Origin of the sequence: Pseudomonas sp. CFBP13508 (genome assembly GCF_005233515.1) — a bacterium.
In the GTDB taxonomy this organism is placed as follows: Bacteria; Pseudomonadota; Gammaproteobacteria; order Pseudomonadales; family Pseudomonadaceae; genus Aquipseudomonas; species Aquipseudomonas mercuritolerans.
Map to the genome: position 1 here is coordinate 782,560 of NZ_QFZZ01000002.1, position 18,568 is coordinate 801,127.

Genomic DNA, 18,568 nt, shown 5'->3' on the forward strand with positions numbered 1-18,568 from the left:
TCATATTCTAATGTCCCACCTAGCTAAAGACCCAGGCCTTGGCACTCTATCGTTTTATCTGCTACAGAGAACGTTACACTCACGTGATCACTTTCAAACAACGAGTTCACACCGCCCATAACACCCGCCGGAACATTATGCATAAAATGCTGAATCACCTTATCGGGTTCTTCAATTGGCAGGACGCTTGCTGCATTCCATTGCTCAGGAGTAGTCTGGCTATGCCCATGTATAACCTGTCCTTTTTTTAATAAATTTCTAAGAGTATTCCATTCATATGAAACAACGCCTGACGGCCAAACACAAAAATCAAAGTTTGTAACATTGTGTATAAGCAAAAATGATGAGTTATCTGAATTGCACGACAAGCCTGCCTCGCCAAGCCAATCGTTCAATGATCCACATTCCAGCGCTTGCCGGGCACCGTCCAATTGCATCAGACCCTTTGATAGTTTATTAGTCCGAACATAATCTAAATCGCCAGCGAGATAAGCCTTCCCCCCCGCACGCAAATACTTCACTTGCACAAAGAAAAAATGCTTGCGGGACAAGTCTTCAATAATCATATCCACATCAAGATCGAATGCATCACCCGCTTTCATATCCCATGACAACCCGGGATGAACTACGTAACAACCAGAAAGTTCCTCACAATCGAAATATCTGGCGATGTAATGCTTTTCAAAAAACATCCCCAACAACTCATTCAGGCGGGCATCGGACAGCTTACTGGCAACGTCATGAAAAATACTACGCAATTGCACTGTAACTGTCGGGTTATCTATACGAACGCCATTATTACCAAAAATAAAAACTCGATCCGGCAGCGCTCTATCTTTCAGAAAATCTTTCAACCAATCGATATCCGCCTTGCATAAAGAGATCTTATCCAAGTACTCAAATGGCATTTCAATCATTTCATTTTTAATCTGACACCACATAATAAGGGCTGTTAAGTCACATAGCTTATTTATCCACTTTACTGATTCCAGCCTGGCGAGCCTACCGGGCAATTCCCCGGCTGGTATTGCAAAAATCTTGTCCCGCAGATTTTGTCCGAGCAAAGAAATGACCTTTCCAAACTCGGGACTATTCTGGAAACCTTTTACGACTGGATCAAATAACGCGAGACTGGATATCGCACTGGTTTGCTCCAGATAATTGGCGAACCACTTCCTGTGCAACTGAGCGACCACCTCCTGATCAGCGGCTATCACTCGTACGCTGTCCGATGTGAACGTTACATGCGCCACACCCGTTAAAACCAAGAATAAAACTTCACTTAACAAATAAAAAGAGAGAACTTTAGAAAGTCCTTGGGCATTAAAATCCTCACCGCAACACTGAAAAACCTCAAACGATTCCAACATCCTGTCGAGTTGGAGGTTTACCGAATCACAAGCTCGAACCGCCAATGCGCAAGAGATTTCTTTTGTCGCTGCCCCGCCTTTAATTTCATGAAGAAATGGCAACACAGCGGATGCAACATCATGCACATTAGCTTTCCTGGTTTGCTCCAAAGCGTTGACGACACCACTGACCTTAGGATATATCGACATCTTCTCCTGATCAAACAGCAATGCCAGTTGAAATACTTGCGGATTGGCAATCACATATTCCGGCTTAAACGTCCGCTCTACATAACTGACCGCATTAAATGACAAGGGAGTATTCAGAAGATCCCTAATAGCCAGGAGCGCTCCTCGCTCAAGTCCATACCACCGCATACACAATCTCGACTATCAATAAACAAAAGACTTCACCAGCCAATTATAGCGAAACAGTTTCCGCTGGTAGAACCCGTGTTAGTGCAAAACCCCTAGCTCCTTTGCCCGAGCGACGGCCTGCGTACGCCGCTCAACCCCGAGCTTGCTATTGATATGGCTGGCGTGGGTTTTCACCGTGTGCAGGGAAATGAACAACTGCTCGCTGATTTCCTGATTGGAACAGCCTTGAGCGATCAGGCGCAGCACGGCCAATTCCCGGCTGCTGAGTTGTTCGGTCGTTGAATTTTCTACGCTCGGTCGCGGCGCGGCTGTTGGGAAATGCGTGAGCAATTGCTGGCTGACCGCGTTGCAGGAGAGTGCCTGCAATTGCCCGCGCATCCAGTCGGCATGGCTTTTCAGCAGCGCATCGAAGGGCTGGAAGACGCCGCCGGCAGCGGCTTCCAGAGCTTGGCTCAACGTTTTGCGGGCTTCCGGTTCGCGCCCATTCGACAGCAACAGCGTCACCTTCTGCGTCAACGCCATCACGCTTAGCAACTGCCGCCCGGTCCGCTGGCCGTTTTCATGCAACACGTTCAAGCGCCCTTCGGCCAGCATCGGTTGGCCCTGAATTACATCGAGCAGCGCCTGTTGCAGCTCCACATGCAGCGGCAGCTGCGGATGAAACTCCGGCGGTGCAGCGGCGTGTTCGCCGGTGTAGGTCTGGCCCAGGCGCGCAAGCCACGCCTCGGCGAGATCGATGCGGCCCTGGGCCAGCCACAGCTCGCATTTGACCAGGGTGATCATCGCCAGGTAGTAGATCGGCGGCACGTCCCAGATGTGCATCAGGCGTTCGGCTTCGGCGAGTTCGGCGAAGGCCTTGGCGAACTCGCCGCTGGCGCCGTCGAGGCGGGCAATCACGCAGTGGCCGATCAGCACGCTGATGTCGCGACAGGCCCGCGCCTCGCCAATGCCGGCCAGCAGGCGTACGCGTGCGGCTTGCGGCTGCAAACGCATCGCCAGCAGGAAACCTTCGTACAACGTCAGCCGCGCGCGCACGGCGTACAGGCGTTGCGGCGACAGACCGCGCAAGCGCTCCAGGCCCTGATGCACTTCATTCAGCGCGCGCTGAATCTCGCCCCGCGATTGCAGAACCCGCGCCCTGTCGTAATGCGCCAACGCTTCAAATAACGGATTGCCGACCCGCTGCGCCAGCTCAAGCGATTCGCGGTTCAGGCCACGGGCGCGCCACAGATCACCGTCGGCGATCGCCAGATTGGACAAGGTCGACAGGCACATCAGGCGCTGGCCGTAACGCTTGGCCGGCAGGCTCTCCAGCGCTTCGCTGCAATAGCGCAGGGTCAGTTCGCGATGGCCGCGCCCGCGAGCGATGATCCCGCTAAGCGCCAGCCATTGCGCCAGCATGGATTTCTGCGCCGTGGCCGAAGGCGCCGGCAGGAAGCGGCTCAAATGGCTGGCCAGCTCTTCAGCGGCGTCGAGCTGACAGGCCAGCCCCAGCGCCCAGCTGTAGAGCACGATCAGCCGTGGCGTGCTGATCAGCAGGCTGTCGGGCAAGTCCATTTTCCAGCGCAGCAGCATGCCGACGTTCTGCTCGGCGAGCAGCTGTTCTTCGGACAGGTTCTGTACGAGATTTGCCGCGACATCGAGATGCCCGGCACGCAACGCCTGCTCCACCGCTTCGTCGAGCAAACCCTGTGCGTTGAACCAGCGGCAGGCGCGCAAATGCAGGGTGGCGTTGGGCACCATCGCCTGGGCGATTGGCCGGCTGCGCAACAAGTCAGAAAACAAATGGTGATAGCGATACCAGTGACCGTGCTCGTCCAGCGGCACCAGAAATACCTGGTGGGCGAGCAGAAAGCGCAGGATCTCGGCGCTGTCATGGGCTTCGCGGACCGCGTCGCACAGCTCGCTGCAAAAGCGTTCCTGCGGTGCGGTTTCGTAGAGGAAGGATTGCACTTCGGTTGGCAAGCAATCGATGACTTCTTCGAGCAGATAATCGCGTATCAGCCCTTCACCGCCATTCAGCGCTTGCGGAAGCGCGGCATCGTTGCCCGCCTCGGCCACCGCCAGCAGCCAGAAGCGCAGACCGGCGACCCAGCCTTCGCTGCGCTGGATCAGGCTTTCCAGTGCTTCGCCGCGCAGTGAGCTGCTGTGGCGGTCGAGCAAAGTCAGGGCTTCGTCGTGGGTCAGGCGCAAGTCCTGTTCGTGCAGCTCAAGCAACTGCCGCGACAGGCGCAGACGCGCCAGATGCCAGTCCGGGCGCTGACGACTGGTGACCATCACCAGCAAGCCATCGGGCAGATGATTGAGGAAGAATTGCAGGCACCGGTCCAGCACCGGCCCCTGGGCGAGGTGGTAGTCATCGAGTACCAGCAGCAACGGTGCGGCTGGATCGAGGTGCAGCGCCAGCTCATCGAGCAGACCGTCGAGCCACTCTTCGAACGCGAATGGTTGATGGCGCTGACGCATTTTCAACAGGCCGAGGGCACCAGCGCCCAACGCAGGAAAATAGTCTTGCAGACCTTCGAGCAAGCGCTCGAGAAAACGTCCGGGATCGCTGTCACGCGGACTCAAGCCCAGCCAGAGACTTTGCCAATGCGCCGGCAGGCTCTGACAGAACTCCACCGCCAGCGAGCTCTTGCCGAACCCGGCCGGGGCGCTGACCAACAGTAACCGACCATCGAGCCCGGCCTGCAGACGCTGGCAAAGGCGCGGCCGCAGGACATAGCCGTCAGGCAGCGGTGGGCGAAAAAAACGCCCGTCCAGTGCTGCGACGGTGATGCTTGCGGGACCCGGAAGTGGGGACAGATCAGTCATGGCCGGCTCTTGTTCGAAGGCGATTGGCGGCGTTGCAGATGTCCGCAGCCTAGCCTTAAACGAAGAGGTAATGAAGGTCACTGCTACAAATGGCTACAAAAAGGCTACACAGCGCCGCCAAAATCCGGCATCACCGACCAATCGCGACCACGATGAATCCGTGTAGGAGCTGCCGAAGGCTGCGATCTCTTGACTTTGCTTTTTCCAGAATCAAAAACAGGATCAAAAGATCGCAGCCTTCGGCAGCTCCTACATGAGCGGTGCGGCGTAAACCGCACGCAAAAAAACGCCCCGAACCGGTCGGGGCGTTTTCACGAGGGTGCGGCCTCGGGTTTACGCAGGTTTAGCGAACACCATCCTGACGCAGAGCGGCCGGGGTGAAGTCGCTGGTGGTGGCGGTGAAGCCGAAGTCATACGCCTGCTTCTCTTCGTTCTTCATGCCCAGTGCCAGATAACGGCCGGACTGCAGGTCGTAGAGGGTTTCGAGGGCGTACCACGGCACTTGCTTGTCGTAGTAGTTCTCGGCATGTGCCTCGGCTACACGCCACAGTTGGCCACGACCGTCGTAGTGGTCGATGACCGCTGCCTGCCAGGTGTCCTCGTCGATGTAGAAGTCACGCTTGGCGTAGATGTGGCGCTGGCCTTCCTTCAGGGTCGCGACCACGTGCCAGACGCGGCGCAGCTCGTAGCGAGCCAGGTCCTGGTTGATGTGACCGGCCTTGATGATGTCCGAGTACTTCAGTTTCGGATCGTCGAGCTTGTAGCTGTCGGAGGCGATGTACATCTCTTTCTTGCCTTCGAGCTTCCAGTCGTAACGATCCGGCGCACCGTTGTACATGTCGAGGTTGTCCGAGGTACGCAGGCCGTCGGCGGCAGTACCCGGGCCGTCATACGACACTTGCGGTGCACGGCGCACACGACGCTGCCCGGCGTTGTAGACCCACGCCGAACGCGGCTCCTTGACCTGATCGAGCGTCTCGTGCACCAGCAGTACGCCACCGGCCAGACGCGCCGGCGCGGTCACTTTCTGCTTGAAGTAGAACAGGATGTTGCCCGGGTTCGCCGGATCGTAGTCCTTCATCTTGTCGCGGAACACGAACTGATCCTGGAAGTACACCAGGCTGTACGAGCCGTTCGGTTGCGGCGTGGCCTGGGTCACCAGACGGGTCACGCTGCCGCCGCGATAGCGGGTGATGTGGTTCCAGATCACTTCCACGCCGGTTTTCGGGATCGGGAACGGCACGGCGGTATCGAAGTTTTCCAGACCGTTGCCGCCGGACACCAGGTTGGTGCTGGTGGCGTTCTTCTTGATCGCAGCGAATACGTCATCCGGCACGGTGGCACCGCGATGGGACGGATAGACCGGCATCTTGAAGGTTTCCGGGTAGCGCTTGAACATCGCGTACTGGCCCGGGGCAAGCTTGTCCTTGTACTTGTCGACATCCTTGGCAGTGATGGTGAACAGCGGCTGCTCACTGGCGTAAGGGTTGGACAGGAAGCCTTTGCTGTCGACACTGCCGGCGTTTTTTGGCATTGGTTTCCAGGCCGGGATCGAGCCGTCGGCATTGCCAGCCATTTCCGCGCCCATCGGCGTCAGGCTCTTGCCCAGTTTATCCGCTTCGGCAGCAGGCACCGCCGCCATGACACTGGTCGCCAGCAGCGACAGGCCCAGAACACCGGCGTGGAACAGACTCTTTGTTATTTTCATAAATTCGTTCGTCCTGAAATGCAGTGCTTAGAAGTTCACGCCGAAGCTGAGCGCCACGAAGTCGCGGTCGTCCACGGTGGTGTACTTGCCGTCGAAGAAATTGGTGTAGGCCAGGCTCGCGGTGTAGGTGTTCTGGTATTCGGCATCGACACCCAGGCTGACCGCTTTGCGACCTTCCTCGAAGTTGCCGCCAGGGCCTGGCGAGTAACCGCTGACGTCGTGGGACCAGGCCACGTTCGGCTTGAGGTTCACACCGGCAAACACGTCGTTGTATTCCCAGATCGCCCGACCACGGTAGCCCCACGACATCGACGTGGTGAAACCGTCGTTTTCGCAATTGCGGCTGCGGTTGTTCTGCGGCGAACCGGGACCGGCGCCGTTGATGGTGCTGTTGTTGAGGATGTTGGCGCAGGTATCGACTGTGCCAGTGGCCGGCAACTCACCCGGACCGTAGACCGGGTCACGGCCATAACGCTTGTCGGAGCGGCTTTCCAGGCCACCGACGTAGGTCGCGCCGACTTCACCGACGAGGGTCAGACGACTGGCACCCATGACCTGATCGAAGAAGTGCGTGAACGTCGTCTGGATCTGGGTGATTTCCTTGCGCTCATAGCCATGCAGATCCTGACCCGGCACGCCAGTGAGCAGCGAAGCGTTGGTCAGCGCGCCGCCCAGTGGACGCACGCCGGCAAACAGGATGTCGGTGGAGTTCAGTTGTACCGGCGCGTTCGGACGGTAGCTGATCTCACCGCTCCACGCCGTACCGGTAGGCAGGGTGGTGGAGAAGCTCAGACCGTAGAGACGAATGTCTTCCGGGTATTCGATGAAGTAATTGGAGTTGCCCGCAACCAGCAGCGGTGCGAGTGCGGCAAACGGCCCCGGCAACCCGGCAGCGGTGTTGTAGACCGATTGCGGGGCACCGGTGGCGCTGAAGATCGGCGCACGGCTGTGGTAGTTCATGAAGTAGGCGCCGAACTCGGTGTCGAGTGGCTCGAACATGTATTTGAGGGATGCGCCCCACTGACCGCTGTCGCGCGCGTCACGGTCCGGGCCACGGCGCACCAGCACGCCTTCTTCGTCGACGTTGACACCGTTGGCGGCCAACGGCCCCAAAGCGACGGCCGGAATCTGCGAACGCTTGTTCAGTACGCGCAGATTGCTGTCGCAACCGTCGGCAACGATGTCCGGCTGGGAGAAGAAGGTGCCGCAGTTATCGACGACGGTCTGGTCCCACTCCAGTTGGTAGAACGCTTCGGCGGAGAGGTTATCGGTGAGGCTCTGCGACACATAGAACATGTTGACCGGAATCAGGCCTTCCTTGATCTCGGCGCCAGGACGACGGAATGCGGAAACGTCGATCGGGTTGATCGAGTTGATACCGCCGCCGATGAAGGTACTTTCACCCCAGCTCACTACCTGCTTGCCCAGACGCACGGAACCCGGCTGATCGGCAATCGCGTAGTTGTGGTAGACGAAGGCGTCGAGGATCTGCCCGCCGGAGGACTTGGCGCCCTCTTTGCGGTTGCTGTCGCTGATGTCCTTGAATTCGCGGCTCTCGTCCTTCAGTTCGAAGTCGTACCAGTATTTGCCACGGACGAACACGCCGGTGTCGCCGTATTTCAATTCAAGGTCATGGATACCCTTGAAGATCTTCGAAAAGGTTTCGCCGCTCTTGAAGTTGGCGTGCCCGTCATCGGAAGTCTGCGACAGGCCGCGGCCGCCGTTGTTGACGCCGATGAGGTTCTTGTTCGGGCTCTGAGTAGACCAACTGGCACCGATCGACAGGGACGAGTCGAACTGGCCTTCGATTTCACCGACGTTGAAACTGACGCCGAATGCAGGCCCGGCGAGCGAGGAGGCAAGACTGACCGCCAGAGGCAGTTTCGCCCGGCGCCAGAACTGGTTTGCTGAGGTCATCGACGCTACTCCATGTGCATTATTGTTATGGCAGTGAGTACTTTTAAAAACGCTGTGGAGGACCGGGCGCCAGGGCTGTCCGAAATCGCTCCAGAGTTGCTCGCCCCGTTCAGTGCGTGTGCTCCGTTTCTAAAAAGTCCTTGAGCGGACTATATCCAGCGGGTGGTAGTGCTTGATCCCTCTAAAGTGTGATTTGCAGCCGCCAACCACTCTGGAACAGTCCTTTCGCCAGTCCGACACAAGTCGGCACGGCAAGGATGGCTGATTTTTTCGATTTCACAAGCCAAGCGCTTGCTTGGTGGGTCTGGCGCGCCGGTTTCGGCGCGCCAGCAGGCACTTAAAGTGTCGAGAGGAAGGTGCTGTTGTTGGCCTGCCATTCGGTGATGTCGAGGCGGATGCGCTTCTTGTCGAGCTTGCCGACACTGGTCTTGGGAATTTCGGTAACAAGGGCGATCTGACTGGGGATCGCCCACTTGCTCAGGTGCCCCAGCTCGACAAACGGTTTGAGGTGTTCCTTCAGTTCCCGTGCGCCGATCACCTGCCCTTCGCGGACCACCAGCAAGGCAAACGGGCGCTCGCCCCACTGCGGATCGGCAATGCCCACCACTGCTACTTCGCGTACCGCCGCATGCCGGCTGATGAGGTCTTCAAGGTCGAGGGAGGAGATCCACTCGCCGCCGGTCTTGATCACGTCCTTGATGCGATCACGAATATCGATCACGCCCATGCTGTCGAGCGTGGCGACGTCACCGGTGTGCAACCAGCCACCGGCCCACAGCTCGGAGCCCTTCTGCGGTTCGTTGAAATAGCCTTCGGTCAGCCACGGCGCGCGCAGCACCAGTTCGCCCTGGGTTTCGCCGTCGGCCGGAAGGAAATTGCCCTCGCCGTCGACAATCGCCGCTTCGACCAACGGTCCCGGCACGCCGGCCTTGATCCGGTAAGTGGTGCGCTCGTCTTCGCTGCCGGCCATCAGTTCGTCGTTGAGGTGCGCACAGGACACCAGCGGCCCGGTTTCCGACATGCCGTACGCGGCCGTCAGCTGAATGCCACGGGCCTTGGCGTTTTCATACAGGCTGCGGTTGAGCGCGCTGCCGCCGATGACGATTTTCCAGCCGCCAAAATCCGCACCTTGCGCGGCTTTGGCGTTGAGCAGCATCTGCAGGATGGTCGGCACGCAATGGGAAAAGGTGACCTTCTCCTTGCGCCACAACTCCACCAGATACTCCGGATCGTAACGGCCCGGGTAGACCTGCTTGAGCCCGAGCATGGTCGCCACGTACGGCAAACCCCAGGCGTGGACGTGGAACATCGGCGTGATCGGCATGTACACATCGTTGGTGCCGAGCAGGCGTACGCTGTCGATCGAACCCATGATCGTCGCCACGCCGATGGTGTGCAGCACCAATTGCCGGTGAGTGAAATACACGCCTTTCGGATTGCCCGTGGTGCCGGTGGTGTAGAACGTGGTGGCCACCGAGTTTTCGTCGAAGTCCTGGAAATCGTACTGCGCACTCGCAGCGGCCAGCAGTTGCTCGTATTCGCCGACGAGGTTCGGCAGCTCTGCGGTTTTCTCCGGAAGATCGGTCAGCAGCAGGGTTTTCTCGACCGTGGTCAGTTGCGGCGCAATCGCCTGATACAGCCCGACGAACTCGCTGTTGACCAGGACGAAGCGGTCCTCGGCGTGGTTCATCGTGTAGAGGATCTGCTCCGGCGACAGACGCACATTGATGGTGTGAATCACCGCGCCGATCATCGGAATGGCGAACATGCATTCCAGGTAACGGTGACTGTCCCAGTCCATCACCGCCACGGTGTCACCAGCCTTGACGCCGGCAGCCGTCAGCACATTGGCCAGCCGCGCAACCCGCTCGATCAGGGTCGGATAGCTGTAGCGCAACTGGTCGCGGTAGATGATTTCGCGGGTTTTCTCGTAACGGGCGCCGGACATCAGCAGCCGTTTGATCAGCAATGGATACTGGTAGGCCCCATCGGCCGGCGGAATGACCCGAGTCTGCAACATAAGAATCCCTTTTCTGACTGCACGGTGTTGGCGGAGAGATTCGTACTCTAGTGCGCCTGCATGACAGTCAAATCAGCCAAAGGAATGATTTGCAGAGCTGTACAAATGCTAGCTTTGCGCCAGCATCCCAGACATCGAGAAAATGGATATGGCACCTGTAGGAGCTGCCGAAGGCTGCGATCTTTTGATCTTGATCCTGAAACAAGATCAAAAGATCGCAGCCTCGTTGCACTCGTCAGCTCCTGCGAGGGAAAAATGCCGACCGGTCAGTGCATCTCGGTGAACGCGATTTTCACGCCGAGAGCAATCAGTACCGCGCCCATGGTGCGGTCGAACCAGTGGCCCATGCGGGCGAAGCCGGCGCGCACCCGTTGCTGGCTGAACAGCATCGCCACCAGGCAGAACCAGATCGCCGTCGCCACCGCCAGGTACACCCCGTAACCGGCCTGCACGGCCAGCGGTGTGTGCGGGTTGATCACCACGGTGAACAGCGAGAGGAAAAACAGCGTGGCTTTCGGGTTCAGACCGTTGGTGACGAAGCCCGAGGTAAACGCGCCCCGCGCGGTGCGTACGCCGGTTTCCCGGTGCAAGTCATCGTTGACGGTTTTCGCCGGTTGCGCGCGCAAGGCCTTGAAGCCGATGTAAAGCAGATACGCGGCGGCGGCCCACTTCAGCGCGTTGAACAGCACGATCGACTGCGACACGATCAGACCGATGCCGAGCAACGAATAGCCGACATGCAGGAAAATCGCCGAGCCCACGCCCAGCGCGGTCCAGGTGCCGGCGCGGCGGCCATGGGTCACGCTTTCGCGCACCACCACGGCAAAGTCCGGGCCGGGGCTGGCGACGGCCAGAAGATGGATCAGGGCAACGGTCAAGAACTCGGTCCAGTACATGGGCGCTCCTCAGGATTCGAATGTTCACACTGGGCTCATTGCCGAATGCTTTCCCTGTGAGAGCGAGCCTGCTCGCGAAAGCGCTGGGTCAGCCAACAGAGATGTTGAATGGGCCAGAGCTTTCGCGAGCAGGCTCGCTCCCACAGGTGGTTCAGGGCATTTCGGTGTCGAGTAACCAATTGTTTCATCTGGTAGGCTCGGCAGAGTACGCCCTCCGCTCACAGCACAAAAGGTACAGTTGATGACGAACACGCGCCGCGCGGTATTCCTTGATCACCCTTCGCTGGATCTCGGCGATCTGGACCTCGGTCCGTTGCGCGAATGCTTCAGCGACTTGCAGCTGTTCGCCCAGACTCTGCCGGAACAGGTCAGCGAACGCCTGCACGGCGCCAGTGTGGCGATCACCAACAAAGTCGTGATCGACGCGGCCGCGATGGCTGCCAACCCGCAACTGAAACTGATCCTGATCAGCGCCACCGGCACCAACAATGTCGACCTCACTGCCGCCCGCGCTCACGACATCACCGTGTGCAATTGCCAGGCTTACGGCACGCCGTCGGTGGCGCAACACACGATCATGCTGTTGCTCAACCTCGCCACGCGCCTGGCCGACTATCAGCAAGCAGTGGGCGCAGGCCGCTGGCAACAGGCGAAACAGTTCTGTCTGCTCGACTACCCGATCGTCGAACTGCAAGGCAAAACCCTCGGCCTGCTCGGCCATGGCGAACTCGGTGGCGCCGTGGCGCGGTTGGCCGAAGCGTTTGGCATGCGCGTGTTGCTTGGGCAGATTCCCGGGCGCCCGGCTCGGCCGGATCGCCTGCCGCTGGAAGAACTGCTGCCGCAGATCGACGCCCTGACCCTGCACTGCCCGCTCAACGAGCACACCCGGAACTTCATCGGCGCCGGCGAGCTGGCCGCGATGAAGCCCGGCGCATTCGTGGTCAATACCGCTCGTGGCGGCTTGATCGACGAGCAAGCGCTGGCCGACGCTTTGCGTAGCGGCCACCTCGGCGGTGCGGCGACCGATGTGTTGAGTGTCGAGCCACCGACCCAGGGCAATCCGCTGCTCGCCGCCGATATCCCGCGCCTGATCGTCACCCCGCATAACGCTTGGGGCAGTCGCGAGGCGCGCCAGCGTATCGTCGGGCAATTGAGCGAAAACGCCCAGGCGTTCTTCAGCGGTGAGGCGCTGCGGGTCGTCAGTTGATAAACTGCGGCACTTTTTTTCAAGGAGCAGTTATGGATCCGCGCAGTGAAGTACTGCTTCGTCAGGCCGAGTTATTCCAGGGTTCGCTGCTGTTGGCCGGCCTGCCTGCCGACGACTTGCTCGGGCGTCTGCCGAATGCGTTCGGCTGGTGCTGGCACGCTGGCGACCAAGCCGCACTGGACGCACGTTTCGAAGGCCGCAGCCAGTTCGGCGTGAACGTGCCCGAGCGTGAGTTCGACAGCGCTGTGGTGTTCCTGCCCAAGTCCAAGGACCTCACCGACTACATCCTCAACGCCGTGGCGTCGCGTCTGGCCGGGCGTGAGGTGTTTCTGGTCGGGGAAAAACGCAGCGGCATCGAAGGCGCATCCAAACAGCTCAACCCGTTCGGCAAGCCGCGCAAACTCGACAGCGCCCGCCACTGCCAGCTCTGGCAAGTCACCGTGGCCAATGCACCTGAAGCGAAACCGCTGGAAAGCCTGGCGCAGACGTACGAACTGCCGCTGGCCGAAGGGCCGTTGAAAGTCATCAGCCTGCCGGGCGTGTTCAGCCACGGTCGCCTGGATCGCGGCAGTGCCCTGCTGCTGGAGCATCTGGACAAACTGCCGAGCGGCCATCTGCTTGATTTCGGTTGCGGCGCCGGCGTGCTCGGGGCTGCGGTGAAACGTCGCTATCCGCACAATCAGGTGACGTTGCTGGATGTCGACGCGTTCGCCGCCGCCAGTAGCCGTCTGACCTTGGCCGCCAATGGCCTGGAAGCCGAAGTGCTGACCGGCGACGGCATCGACGCCGCGCCGATGGGTTTGAGCGCGATTCTGAGCAATCCGCCATTCCATGTCGGCGTGCACACCGATTATTTTGCTACGGAGAACCTGCTGCGAAAAGCGGCGAAACATCTGAAAAACGGTGGCGAACTGCGCCTTGTGGCGAACAGCTTCCTCAAGTATCAGCCGCTGATCGAGGAGCACCTGGGCGTGTGTGCGATCAAGGCTGAAGGCAATGGTTTCCGGATCTACCGGGCCAAGCGCGGCTGAAAATTTGTTCTTGCCCAATCGTATTTGCCTAGGCAGAATCCGCTCCGTCCTAGGGGAGTAGTCTCCCACGAGCGCCAAGCTCGTCCGGCATACGTCAACATACTTGATCCTCAGATCATGGCGTATGCGACCCAAGCGTCCGCACCAGACGGATCGCAGGGTTTGACAAGACCTATGACACGCACACCTTACCCGGGGCGGGAAGGCTGTACGTGTCATAGCCGTGTCGACCCGCCCCTTAGGAAATCCCTGATGCTGGACTCGCTACTCGTTCCCACCGCTATCGTTGCCTTGGCCGAAATCGGCGACAAGACGCAACTGCTCGCGCTGATTCTCGCCGCTCGCTTCCGCAAACCCTGGCCGATCATCGCCGGGATTGTCGCCGCGACCCTGGCCAACCACGCAGCAGCCGGTGCGGTAGGTGCCTGGGTCGGCAGTTTCTTCTCCGACGCCGTCCTGCACTGGATCCTCGCCGCCAGCTTCGCCGCCACGGCGCTGTGGACTCTGGTCCCGGACAAAATGGATGACGACGAAGCCAGCACGGCGCGCAAGTTCGGGCCGTTCCTGACCACGCTGATCGCGTTCTTCCTGGCGGAAATCGGCGACAAGACGCAGATCGCCACGGTGATGCTCGCCGCGCAATATCCGGAACTGTGGCTGGTGATTATCGGCACCACGGTGGGTATGCTGATTGCCAATGTGCCGGTGGTGCTGGCGGGTAACTTTGCCGCGGACAAGTTGCCGCTGACCCTGATCCGCCGCCTCGCGGCTTCGGCGTTCATGATTCTGGCGATTGTTGCGGTTTATAAAGCGATGCAGAGCAGCGGCTGGGTTTGAAGCAGCTGCAAGCTGCAAGCTGCAAGTAAAAAGCTGCAAGCCACGCACATCTGCTTTAGCTTGCAGCTTGCAGCTTATCGCTTGCTGCTGTTGTAGAGCGGCATCACCTTCGGAATCGCTGCCTGCAACGCAGCAATGCGGCTGCTCGATGCCGGGTGGGTGCTCATGAATTCCGGTGGCGCGCCTTCGGAAGCCTTGCTCATCTTGTCCCACAGGGTGATCGCCGCGTTCGGGTTGTAACCGGCGCGGGCGGCCAGTTCCAGGCCGATCAGGTCGGCTTCGTTTTCGTTGGCGCGGCTGTTGGGCAAGGTCATGCCGTAGTTGGCCACGGTGTCGGCCAGCGCCAGGCTGTCCTGACCCAGACCGAACAAGGCACCGGCGCCCTGCTTCGCCATCTCCATACCGTAAGCCTTGGACATCGCTTCACGACCGTGCTCGCGCAGAGCGTGGGCGATTTCATGGCCCATGACCGCAGCGATTTCATCGTCGGTGAGTTTCAGACTGTCGATCAGCCCGGTGTAGAAGATGATCTTGCCGCCGGGACCGCAGTTGGCGTTGAGCTCATCGCTCTTGATCAGATTGACTTCCCATTGCCACTGCGCCGCGTCCGGGCGGAATGTTGGCGCCTGGGCGATCAAGCGGTTGGCGATGGTCTGCACGCGCTTGGCTTCAGGGCTGGTCTTGTCCAGCACACCTTTGCTCGACGCCTCGCCGACAGTCTTCTGATACGACTGCGCGTACATCTGATCGACCTCTTGCGAGGACAGCATGCTGAACATGTACTGCTTGCGCTCCACGCCCACGGCGCCGCCGCTGGTGGTGTTGACCGACTGACAACCGGCCAGCAACAGCGCTGCGCTCAAAGCACTTACCACTAATGTCTTGTTCATTCAAAAGCTCCCTGAAAACCTGAGGCGTATCCTAGGCGGCTAATTGTATCGGCGCCAGATACAACGGACGCATTGCGCGTACATTCACCTATGGCCGCAAGACCTCGTGGAAATTCCTCAAGCGCATTGAATCCGCCGCGCACCGATCCATCAGCGACATCGCGGGCCGATTCCGACCAACGTCTCTCATGGCCCTGCACACCCCGCCGATAAATCCCTCGCAGATTGTCCTCTTGCGTGCGGAGCTCCCATGAAGTTCAAGTCGATCCAGTTTTCCGTCGCCGCTCTGGCCGGCGCCATCGTTCTAAGCGTGGTCGCGGCGCTGGTGCTGTACGCGCTGTTCTCCGGCGCTCGCACTCAAGACATGGTGCAACAGCGCACCCAGGCGCAGTTCGAGCAAGTCATCGAACAGCGCCTGACCTCGCTCGCGCAGACCCAGGTCAGCCAGATCCAGCGCGAACTCGAAGCGCCGCTGTTGATTGCCGGCGGTCTGGTACGCGTGAACGCCCTGCTCGGCGCGACCGGCGCCGACGGCCAGCCGCGCCTGAGCGTCAGCCGCGAACAACTGATCAGCCTGATCAAGGAAAACGTCGAAAAGAACCCGAAGATTCTCGGCACCTACATCGGCTGGGAAAAAAACGCACTGGACCACAATGACGCGGCCTACATCGGCAGCTCTGTAGTTGGTATCGATCCGGCCAACGGCCGCTTTTTGCCGTGGTGGTTCCGCAATACCGACGGCAGCCTGGGCGTGGACAAACTGGCCGATGTCGACGATCAGAAAACCCTGTCCACCGGCATACGCGCCAGCGAGTACTACCTGTGCTCGAAAGAGACGAAGAAAGCCTGCGTGATCGACCCGGCACCGTACAAGGTCGGTGACAAGATCGTCATGCTCGCCTCGTTCATCGAACCGATCATGGTCAACGGCGCATTCCAGGGCATCGTCGGTGCCGACCTCTCGGTCAATTTCATTCAGGACATGCTGCTCGCCGCCAACCAGAAGCTTTACAGCGGCGCCGGTGAAATGGCGCTGGTCGGCGGCAACGGGAGGATCGTTGCCTACACCAAGGACTCGAGCAAATTCGGTGAAAAAGTCAGCGACATCCTCGACGCCGAACAGGCCAGCAATCTGGCCAACCTCAAGCGCGACGAGGTCACCTATTCGGTGAATCAGGCCAAGGGCCGCATCGAACTGTACCTGCCGTTCGGCATCGGCCAGACCGACGCACGCTGGACACTGATGCTGCAATTGCCGCTCAACGCGGTCATGGCCGATCTGCAAAACCTCCAGGCCGACCTTGATGCCCAACGCAAATCCGACACCTTCGGCATGGCCATGGTCGGCCTGATCATCGCTGGCATCGGCCTGCTGGTGATCTGGCTGGTGGGGCATGGCATCGCGCGGCCACTCAAGCAAATGGTCGCCATGCTCGATGACATCGCTCAGGGCGAAGGCGATCTGACCCGGCGTTTGAGCAGCGACCGCAGCGATGAACTGGGCTCGATTGCCAAAGGCTTCAACACCTTCCTCGCCAAGTTGCAGGCGATGATCACGCAAGTGGTGACCTCGGTGCAGAGCGTCAGCGATTCCTCGGAACACACCGCCGACATCGCCATTCGCACCAACATCGGCGTGCAGAAACAAATGGCCGAAATCGATCAGGTGGCGACTGCGGTGCAGGAAATGACCGCCACCGCCCAGGACGTGGCGCGCAACGCCACCCAGGCCGCACAAGCGGCAAGCCACGCCGACCAGGCCGCCAGCCAGGGCATGCAGATCGTCCGCGACACCTCGAATTCGATTGGCGTGCTGGCGGTGGAAATCGGCAAGGCTGTCGAGGTGGTGCAGACGCTGGCCAAGGACAGCGAAAACATTAATGCCATCCTCACCGCCATTCGCGGCATCGCTGAACAGACCAATCTGCTGGCACTGAACGCGGCAATCGAAGCCGCCCGGGCCGGCGAGCAGGGTCGCGGTTTTGCCGTGGTTGCGGATGAAGTGCGCAATCTGGCGCAGAAAACCCAGAAGGCCACTGAAGAAATCCAGAGCATGATCCAGCAGTTGCAACAGGGCACCCGCGATGTGGTGCGTGTGATGGAAGACAGCCAGAACCGCACCGACGAAAGCGTGCAGCACGCGGCGAAAGCGGCCGAGGCGCTGGAGACGATTACCCAGGCCGTGTCGGTGATCAACGACATGAACACGCAAATCGCCAGTGCGGCAGAAGAGCAAAGCGCAGTGGCCGACGACATCAACCGCAATGTGATCAATATCGGTCAGGTGGCGAATGAAGTGGCGGGCGGTGCGGATGAGTCGAGTTCGGCGAGCGCCGGGTTGACCAAACTGGCGGAACAGCAGCGGCGGTTGATCAATCAGTTCAAGGTCTGAAAGATCAAGAGCCCCTCACCCTAGCCCTCTCCCGGAGGGAGAGGGAACCGATTGGGGGATGCTTCAAAAGTTCGTCGATCTGCAGGTCCTCGCTGAATCCATAATCGACTGGTTCTTTCAGATCGATGTCTGACGCGAGACACCTCGGTCGGCTCCCTCTCCCTCCGGGAGAGGGCTGGGGTGAGGGGCTTTTGATCCACGCAAATCAAGCCGGGGTCAAACACTCCGGCCCGTTCAACTTCGGATCATTCACCAGATTCGCCAACACCCGCTCGCGCAGCGCCGCCGGTTCACTGGCGAGCAAACCCTGCAACACATGCAGCGGCGTCTCGGGATCGAGCCATGCCGCCTGCCCCGCTTCATCAAGAATCAACGGCCGCCGCTGACTCGCCGCCGACTGAGTAATCACCGCCGTGCTCAGCCAGACCTGCTCCTGCACCGGATACGCTTCCCAGATCGCCGCGAAAAACAACGACGAGCCCTCCCCCGGCGTTAACCAGTACGGCCGCTTGCGCTGGGTGCCGCGCCATTCGTAAAAGCCGTTGGCCGGCAGCAGGCAGCGACGCAAGCGCAAGGCCTCACGAAACATCGGCTGTTCTGCGACGGTTTCGGCGCGGGCATGGGCCGGGGTCTTCGACAGATCGGTCAGCCACGGCGGCGTCAGCCCCCAGCGCGCACGGGCCAAGGTGCGCTGGCCGTCTTCTTCGGCACGCAGCATCAGCACCGAGTCATTCGGGGAAATGTTCCACTGCGCCTGTTGATCGGCGGGAAAACCTGGCAGGGCCGCGAAGTCGCGGTTCCAGCGAAACAGGGCATAACGTCCACACATGGGGCAACACGACTCTGAATAAAACGAAGGCCAGCCTAACAGACCAGCGTGCCGGGAAAGCTTTCCGGTTCGTCGCCGGGCAGCGGCAGCGCGGCATTGTACGCGGTGATCAACTCGCGGGCGTATTCGGCCTGATCGTTATCCACCGACAGCCAGAGCAGGCCGAAGATCGGCAATTCACCCGCACCGCCCACCAGATCACGGCCGATCAGATGCGCCTCGATCCCCTCAGTGGCAAGCATGCCCTTGAGCATTTCGCCCTCCATCAGGTTCGCCGGTTCGTAGATGCGCTGCATACGC

The 18,568-nt window shown here is 59.7% G+C and carries 13 protein-coding genes and 1 riboswitch; of the genes, 4 read left to right on the plus strand and 9 right to left on the minus strand.

The features are described from left to right. Positions 1-23: 23 nt before the first annotated feature. The 6 genes from PspCFBP13508_RS07970 to PspCFBP13508_RS07995 form a co-directional block, all read right to left on the minus strand. Positions 24-1,664, minus strand: a complete 1,641-nt coding sequence (locus PspCFBP13508_RS07970) for a hypothetical protein (RefSeq protein ID WP_137214139.1) — start codon at positions 1,662-1,664, stop codon at positions 24-26. A 141-nt stretch (positions 1,665-1,805) separates the two neighbouring features. Further along, positions 1,806-4,541 (minus strand): LuxR C-terminal-related transcriptional regulator, encoded by a 2,736-nt coding sequence (locus PspCFBP13508_RS07975; RefSeq protein ID WP_137214140.1) that lies wholly within the window; start codon positions 4,539-4,541, stop codon positions 1,806-1,808. A gap of 343 nt (positions 4,542-4,884) precedes the next feature. Then, the gene (locus PspCFBP13508_RS07980) at positions 4,885-6,249 is read right to left on the minus strand and encodes a DUF1329 domain-containing protein (RefSeq protein WP_130912308.1); all 1,365 of its coding nucleotides are present in this window, start codon (positions 6,247-6,249) and stop codon (positions 4,885-4,887) included. A gap of 27 nt (positions 6,250-6,276) precedes the next feature. Then, the gene (locus tag PspCFBP13508_RS07985) at positions 6,277-8,166 is read right to left on the minus strand and encodes a DUF1302 domain-containing protein (RefSeq protein ID WP_137214141.1); all 1,890 of its coding nucleotides are present in this window, start codon (positions 8,164-8,166) and stop codon (positions 6,277-6,279) included. A gap of 337 nt (positions 8,167-8,503) precedes the next feature. Continuing rightward, positions 8,504-10,186 carry a fatty acid--CoA ligase gene (locus tag PspCFBP13508_RS07990; protein WP_137214142.1) on the minus strand — a complete coding sequence of 561 codons (1,683 nt, stop codon included), beginning with the start codon at positions 10,184-10,186 and terminating at the stop codon, positions 8,504-8,506. A 266-nt stretch (positions 10,187-10,452) separates the two neighbouring features. Further along, positions 10,453-11,082, minus strand: a complete 630-nt coding sequence (locus tag PspCFBP13508_RS07995) for a LysE family transporter (protein ID WP_137214143.1) — start codon at positions 11,080-11,082, stop codon at positions 10,453-10,455. A 241-nt stretch (positions 11,083-11,323) separates the two neighbouring features. On the opposite strand from PspCFBP13508_RS07995, the gene PspCFBP13508_RS08005 reads away from it, so the two are divergent. From PspCFBP13508_RS08005 to PspCFBP13508_RS08015, 3 genes are all read left to right on the plus strand, one after another. Continuing rightward, a complete protein-coding gene (locus tag PspCFBP13508_RS08005; protein WP_137214144.1) occupies positions 11,324-12,289 on the plus strand; it encodes a 2-hydroxyacid dehydrogenase in 966 nt (321 codons plus the stop codon). Positions 12,290-12,321: 32 nt separating this feature from the next. Next, on the plus strand, positions 12,322-13,320 hold the full coding sequence (locus PspCFBP13508_RS08010; protein WP_016773244.1) for a class I SAM-dependent methyltransferase: 999 nt from the start codon (positions 12,322-12,324) through the stop codon (positions 13,318-13,320). A gap of 40 nt (positions 13,321-13,360) precedes the next feature. Further along, a riboswitch (yybP-ykoY riboswitch) is annotated at positions 13,361-13,483 on the plus strand. A gap of 89 nt (positions 13,484-13,572) precedes the next feature. After that, positions 13,573-14,157, plus strand: a complete 585-nt coding sequence (locus tag PspCFBP13508_RS08015; protein ID WP_133338294.1) for a TMEM165/GDT1 family protein — start codon at positions 13,573-13,575, stop codon at positions 14,155-14,157. Between the two features lie 74 nt (positions 14,158-14,231). On the opposite strand, the gene PspCFBP13508_RS08020 is transcribed toward PspCFBP13508_RS08015, so the two are convergent. Beyond that, positions 14,232-15,047 carry a M48 family metallopeptidase gene (locus PspCFBP13508_RS08020; protein WP_122507852.1) on the minus strand — a complete coding sequence of 272 codons (816 nt, stop codon included), beginning with the start codon at positions 15,045-15,047 and terminating at the stop codon, positions 14,232-14,234. A gap of 250 nt (positions 15,048-15,297) precedes the next feature. On the opposite strand from PspCFBP13508_RS08020, the gene PspCFBP13508_RS08025 reads away from it, so the two are divergent. After that, the gene (locus PspCFBP13508_RS08025; protein WP_137214145.1) at positions 15,298-17,439 is read left to right on the plus strand and encodes a methyl-accepting chemotaxis protein; all 2,142 of its coding nucleotides are present in this window, start codon (positions 15,298-15,300) and stop codon (positions 17,437-17,439) included. Positions 17,440-17,644: 205 nt separating this feature from the next. Here PspCFBP13508_RS08025 and PspCFBP13508_RS08030 read toward each other — a convergent pair whose 3' ends face one another. Continuing rightward, a complete protein-coding gene (locus PspCFBP13508_RS08030; RefSeq protein WP_016773240.1) occupies positions 17,645-18,268 on the minus strand; it encodes an SOS response-associated peptidase in 624 nt (207 codons plus the stop codon). A 35-nt stretch (positions 18,269-18,303) separates the two neighbouring features. Further along, positions 18,304-18,564 (minus strand): DUF2007 domain-containing protein, encoded by a 261-nt coding sequence (locus tag PspCFBP13508_RS08035; RefSeq protein WP_016773239.1) that lies wholly within the window; start codon positions 18,562-18,564, stop codon positions 18,304-18,306. Positions 18,565-18,568: the final 4 nt, after the last annotated feature.

Bases quoted from the DNA above. Each gene is read 5' to 3' on its own strand.
- PspCFBP13508_RS07985 (WP_137214141.1), bottom strand. From the start codon at position 8,166: ATGACCTCAGCAAACCAGTTCTGGCGCCGGGCGAAACTGCCTCTGGCG.
- PspCFBP13508_RS07995 (WP_137214143.1), bottom strand. From the start codon at position 11,082: ATGTACTGGACCGAGTTCTTGACCGTTGCCCTGATCCATCTTCTGGCC.
- PspCFBP13508_RS08035 (WP_016773239.1), bottom strand. From the start codon at position 18,564: ATGCAGCGCATCTACGAACCGGCGAACCTGATGGAGGGCGAAATGCTC.
- PspCFBP13508_RS08030 (WP_016773240.1), bottom strand. From the start codon at position 18,268: ATGTGTGGACGTTATGCCCTGTTTCGCTGGAACCGCGACTTCGCGGCC.
- PspCFBP13508_RS08010 (WP_016773244.1), top strand. From the start codon at position 12,322: ATGGATCCGCGCAGTGAAGTACTGCTTCGTCAGGCCGAGTTATTCCAG.
- PspCFBP13508_RS07975 (WP_137214140.1), bottom strand. From the start codon at position 4,541: ATGACTGATCTGTCCCCACTTCCGGGTCCCGCAAGCATCACCGTCGCA.
- PspCFBP13508_RS07990 (WP_137214142.1), bottom strand. From the start codon at position 10,186: ATGTTGCAGACTCGGGTCATTCCGCCGGCCGATGGGGCCTACCAGTAT.
- PspCFBP13508_RS08005 (WP_137214144.1), top strand. From the start codon at position 11,324: ATGACGAACACGCGCCGCGCGGTATTCCTTGATCACCCTTCGCTGGAT.
- PspCFBP13508_RS08015 (WP_133338294.1), top strand. From the start codon at position 13,573: ATGCTGGACTCGCTACTCGTTCCCACCGCTATCGTTGCCTTGGCCGAA.
- PspCFBP13508_RS08020 (WP_122507852.1), bottom strand. From the start codon at position 15,047: ATGAACAAGACATTAGTGGTAAGTGCTTTGAGCGCAGCGCTGTTGCTG.
- PspCFBP13508_RS08025 (WP_137214145.1), top strand. From the start codon at position 15,298: ATGAAGTTCAAGTCGATCCAGTTTTCCGTCGCCGCTCTGGCCGGCGCC.
- PspCFBP13508_RS07980 (WP_130912308.1), bottom strand. From the start codon at position 6,249: ATGAAAATAACAAAGAGTCTGTTCCACGCCGGTGTTCTGGGCCTGTCG.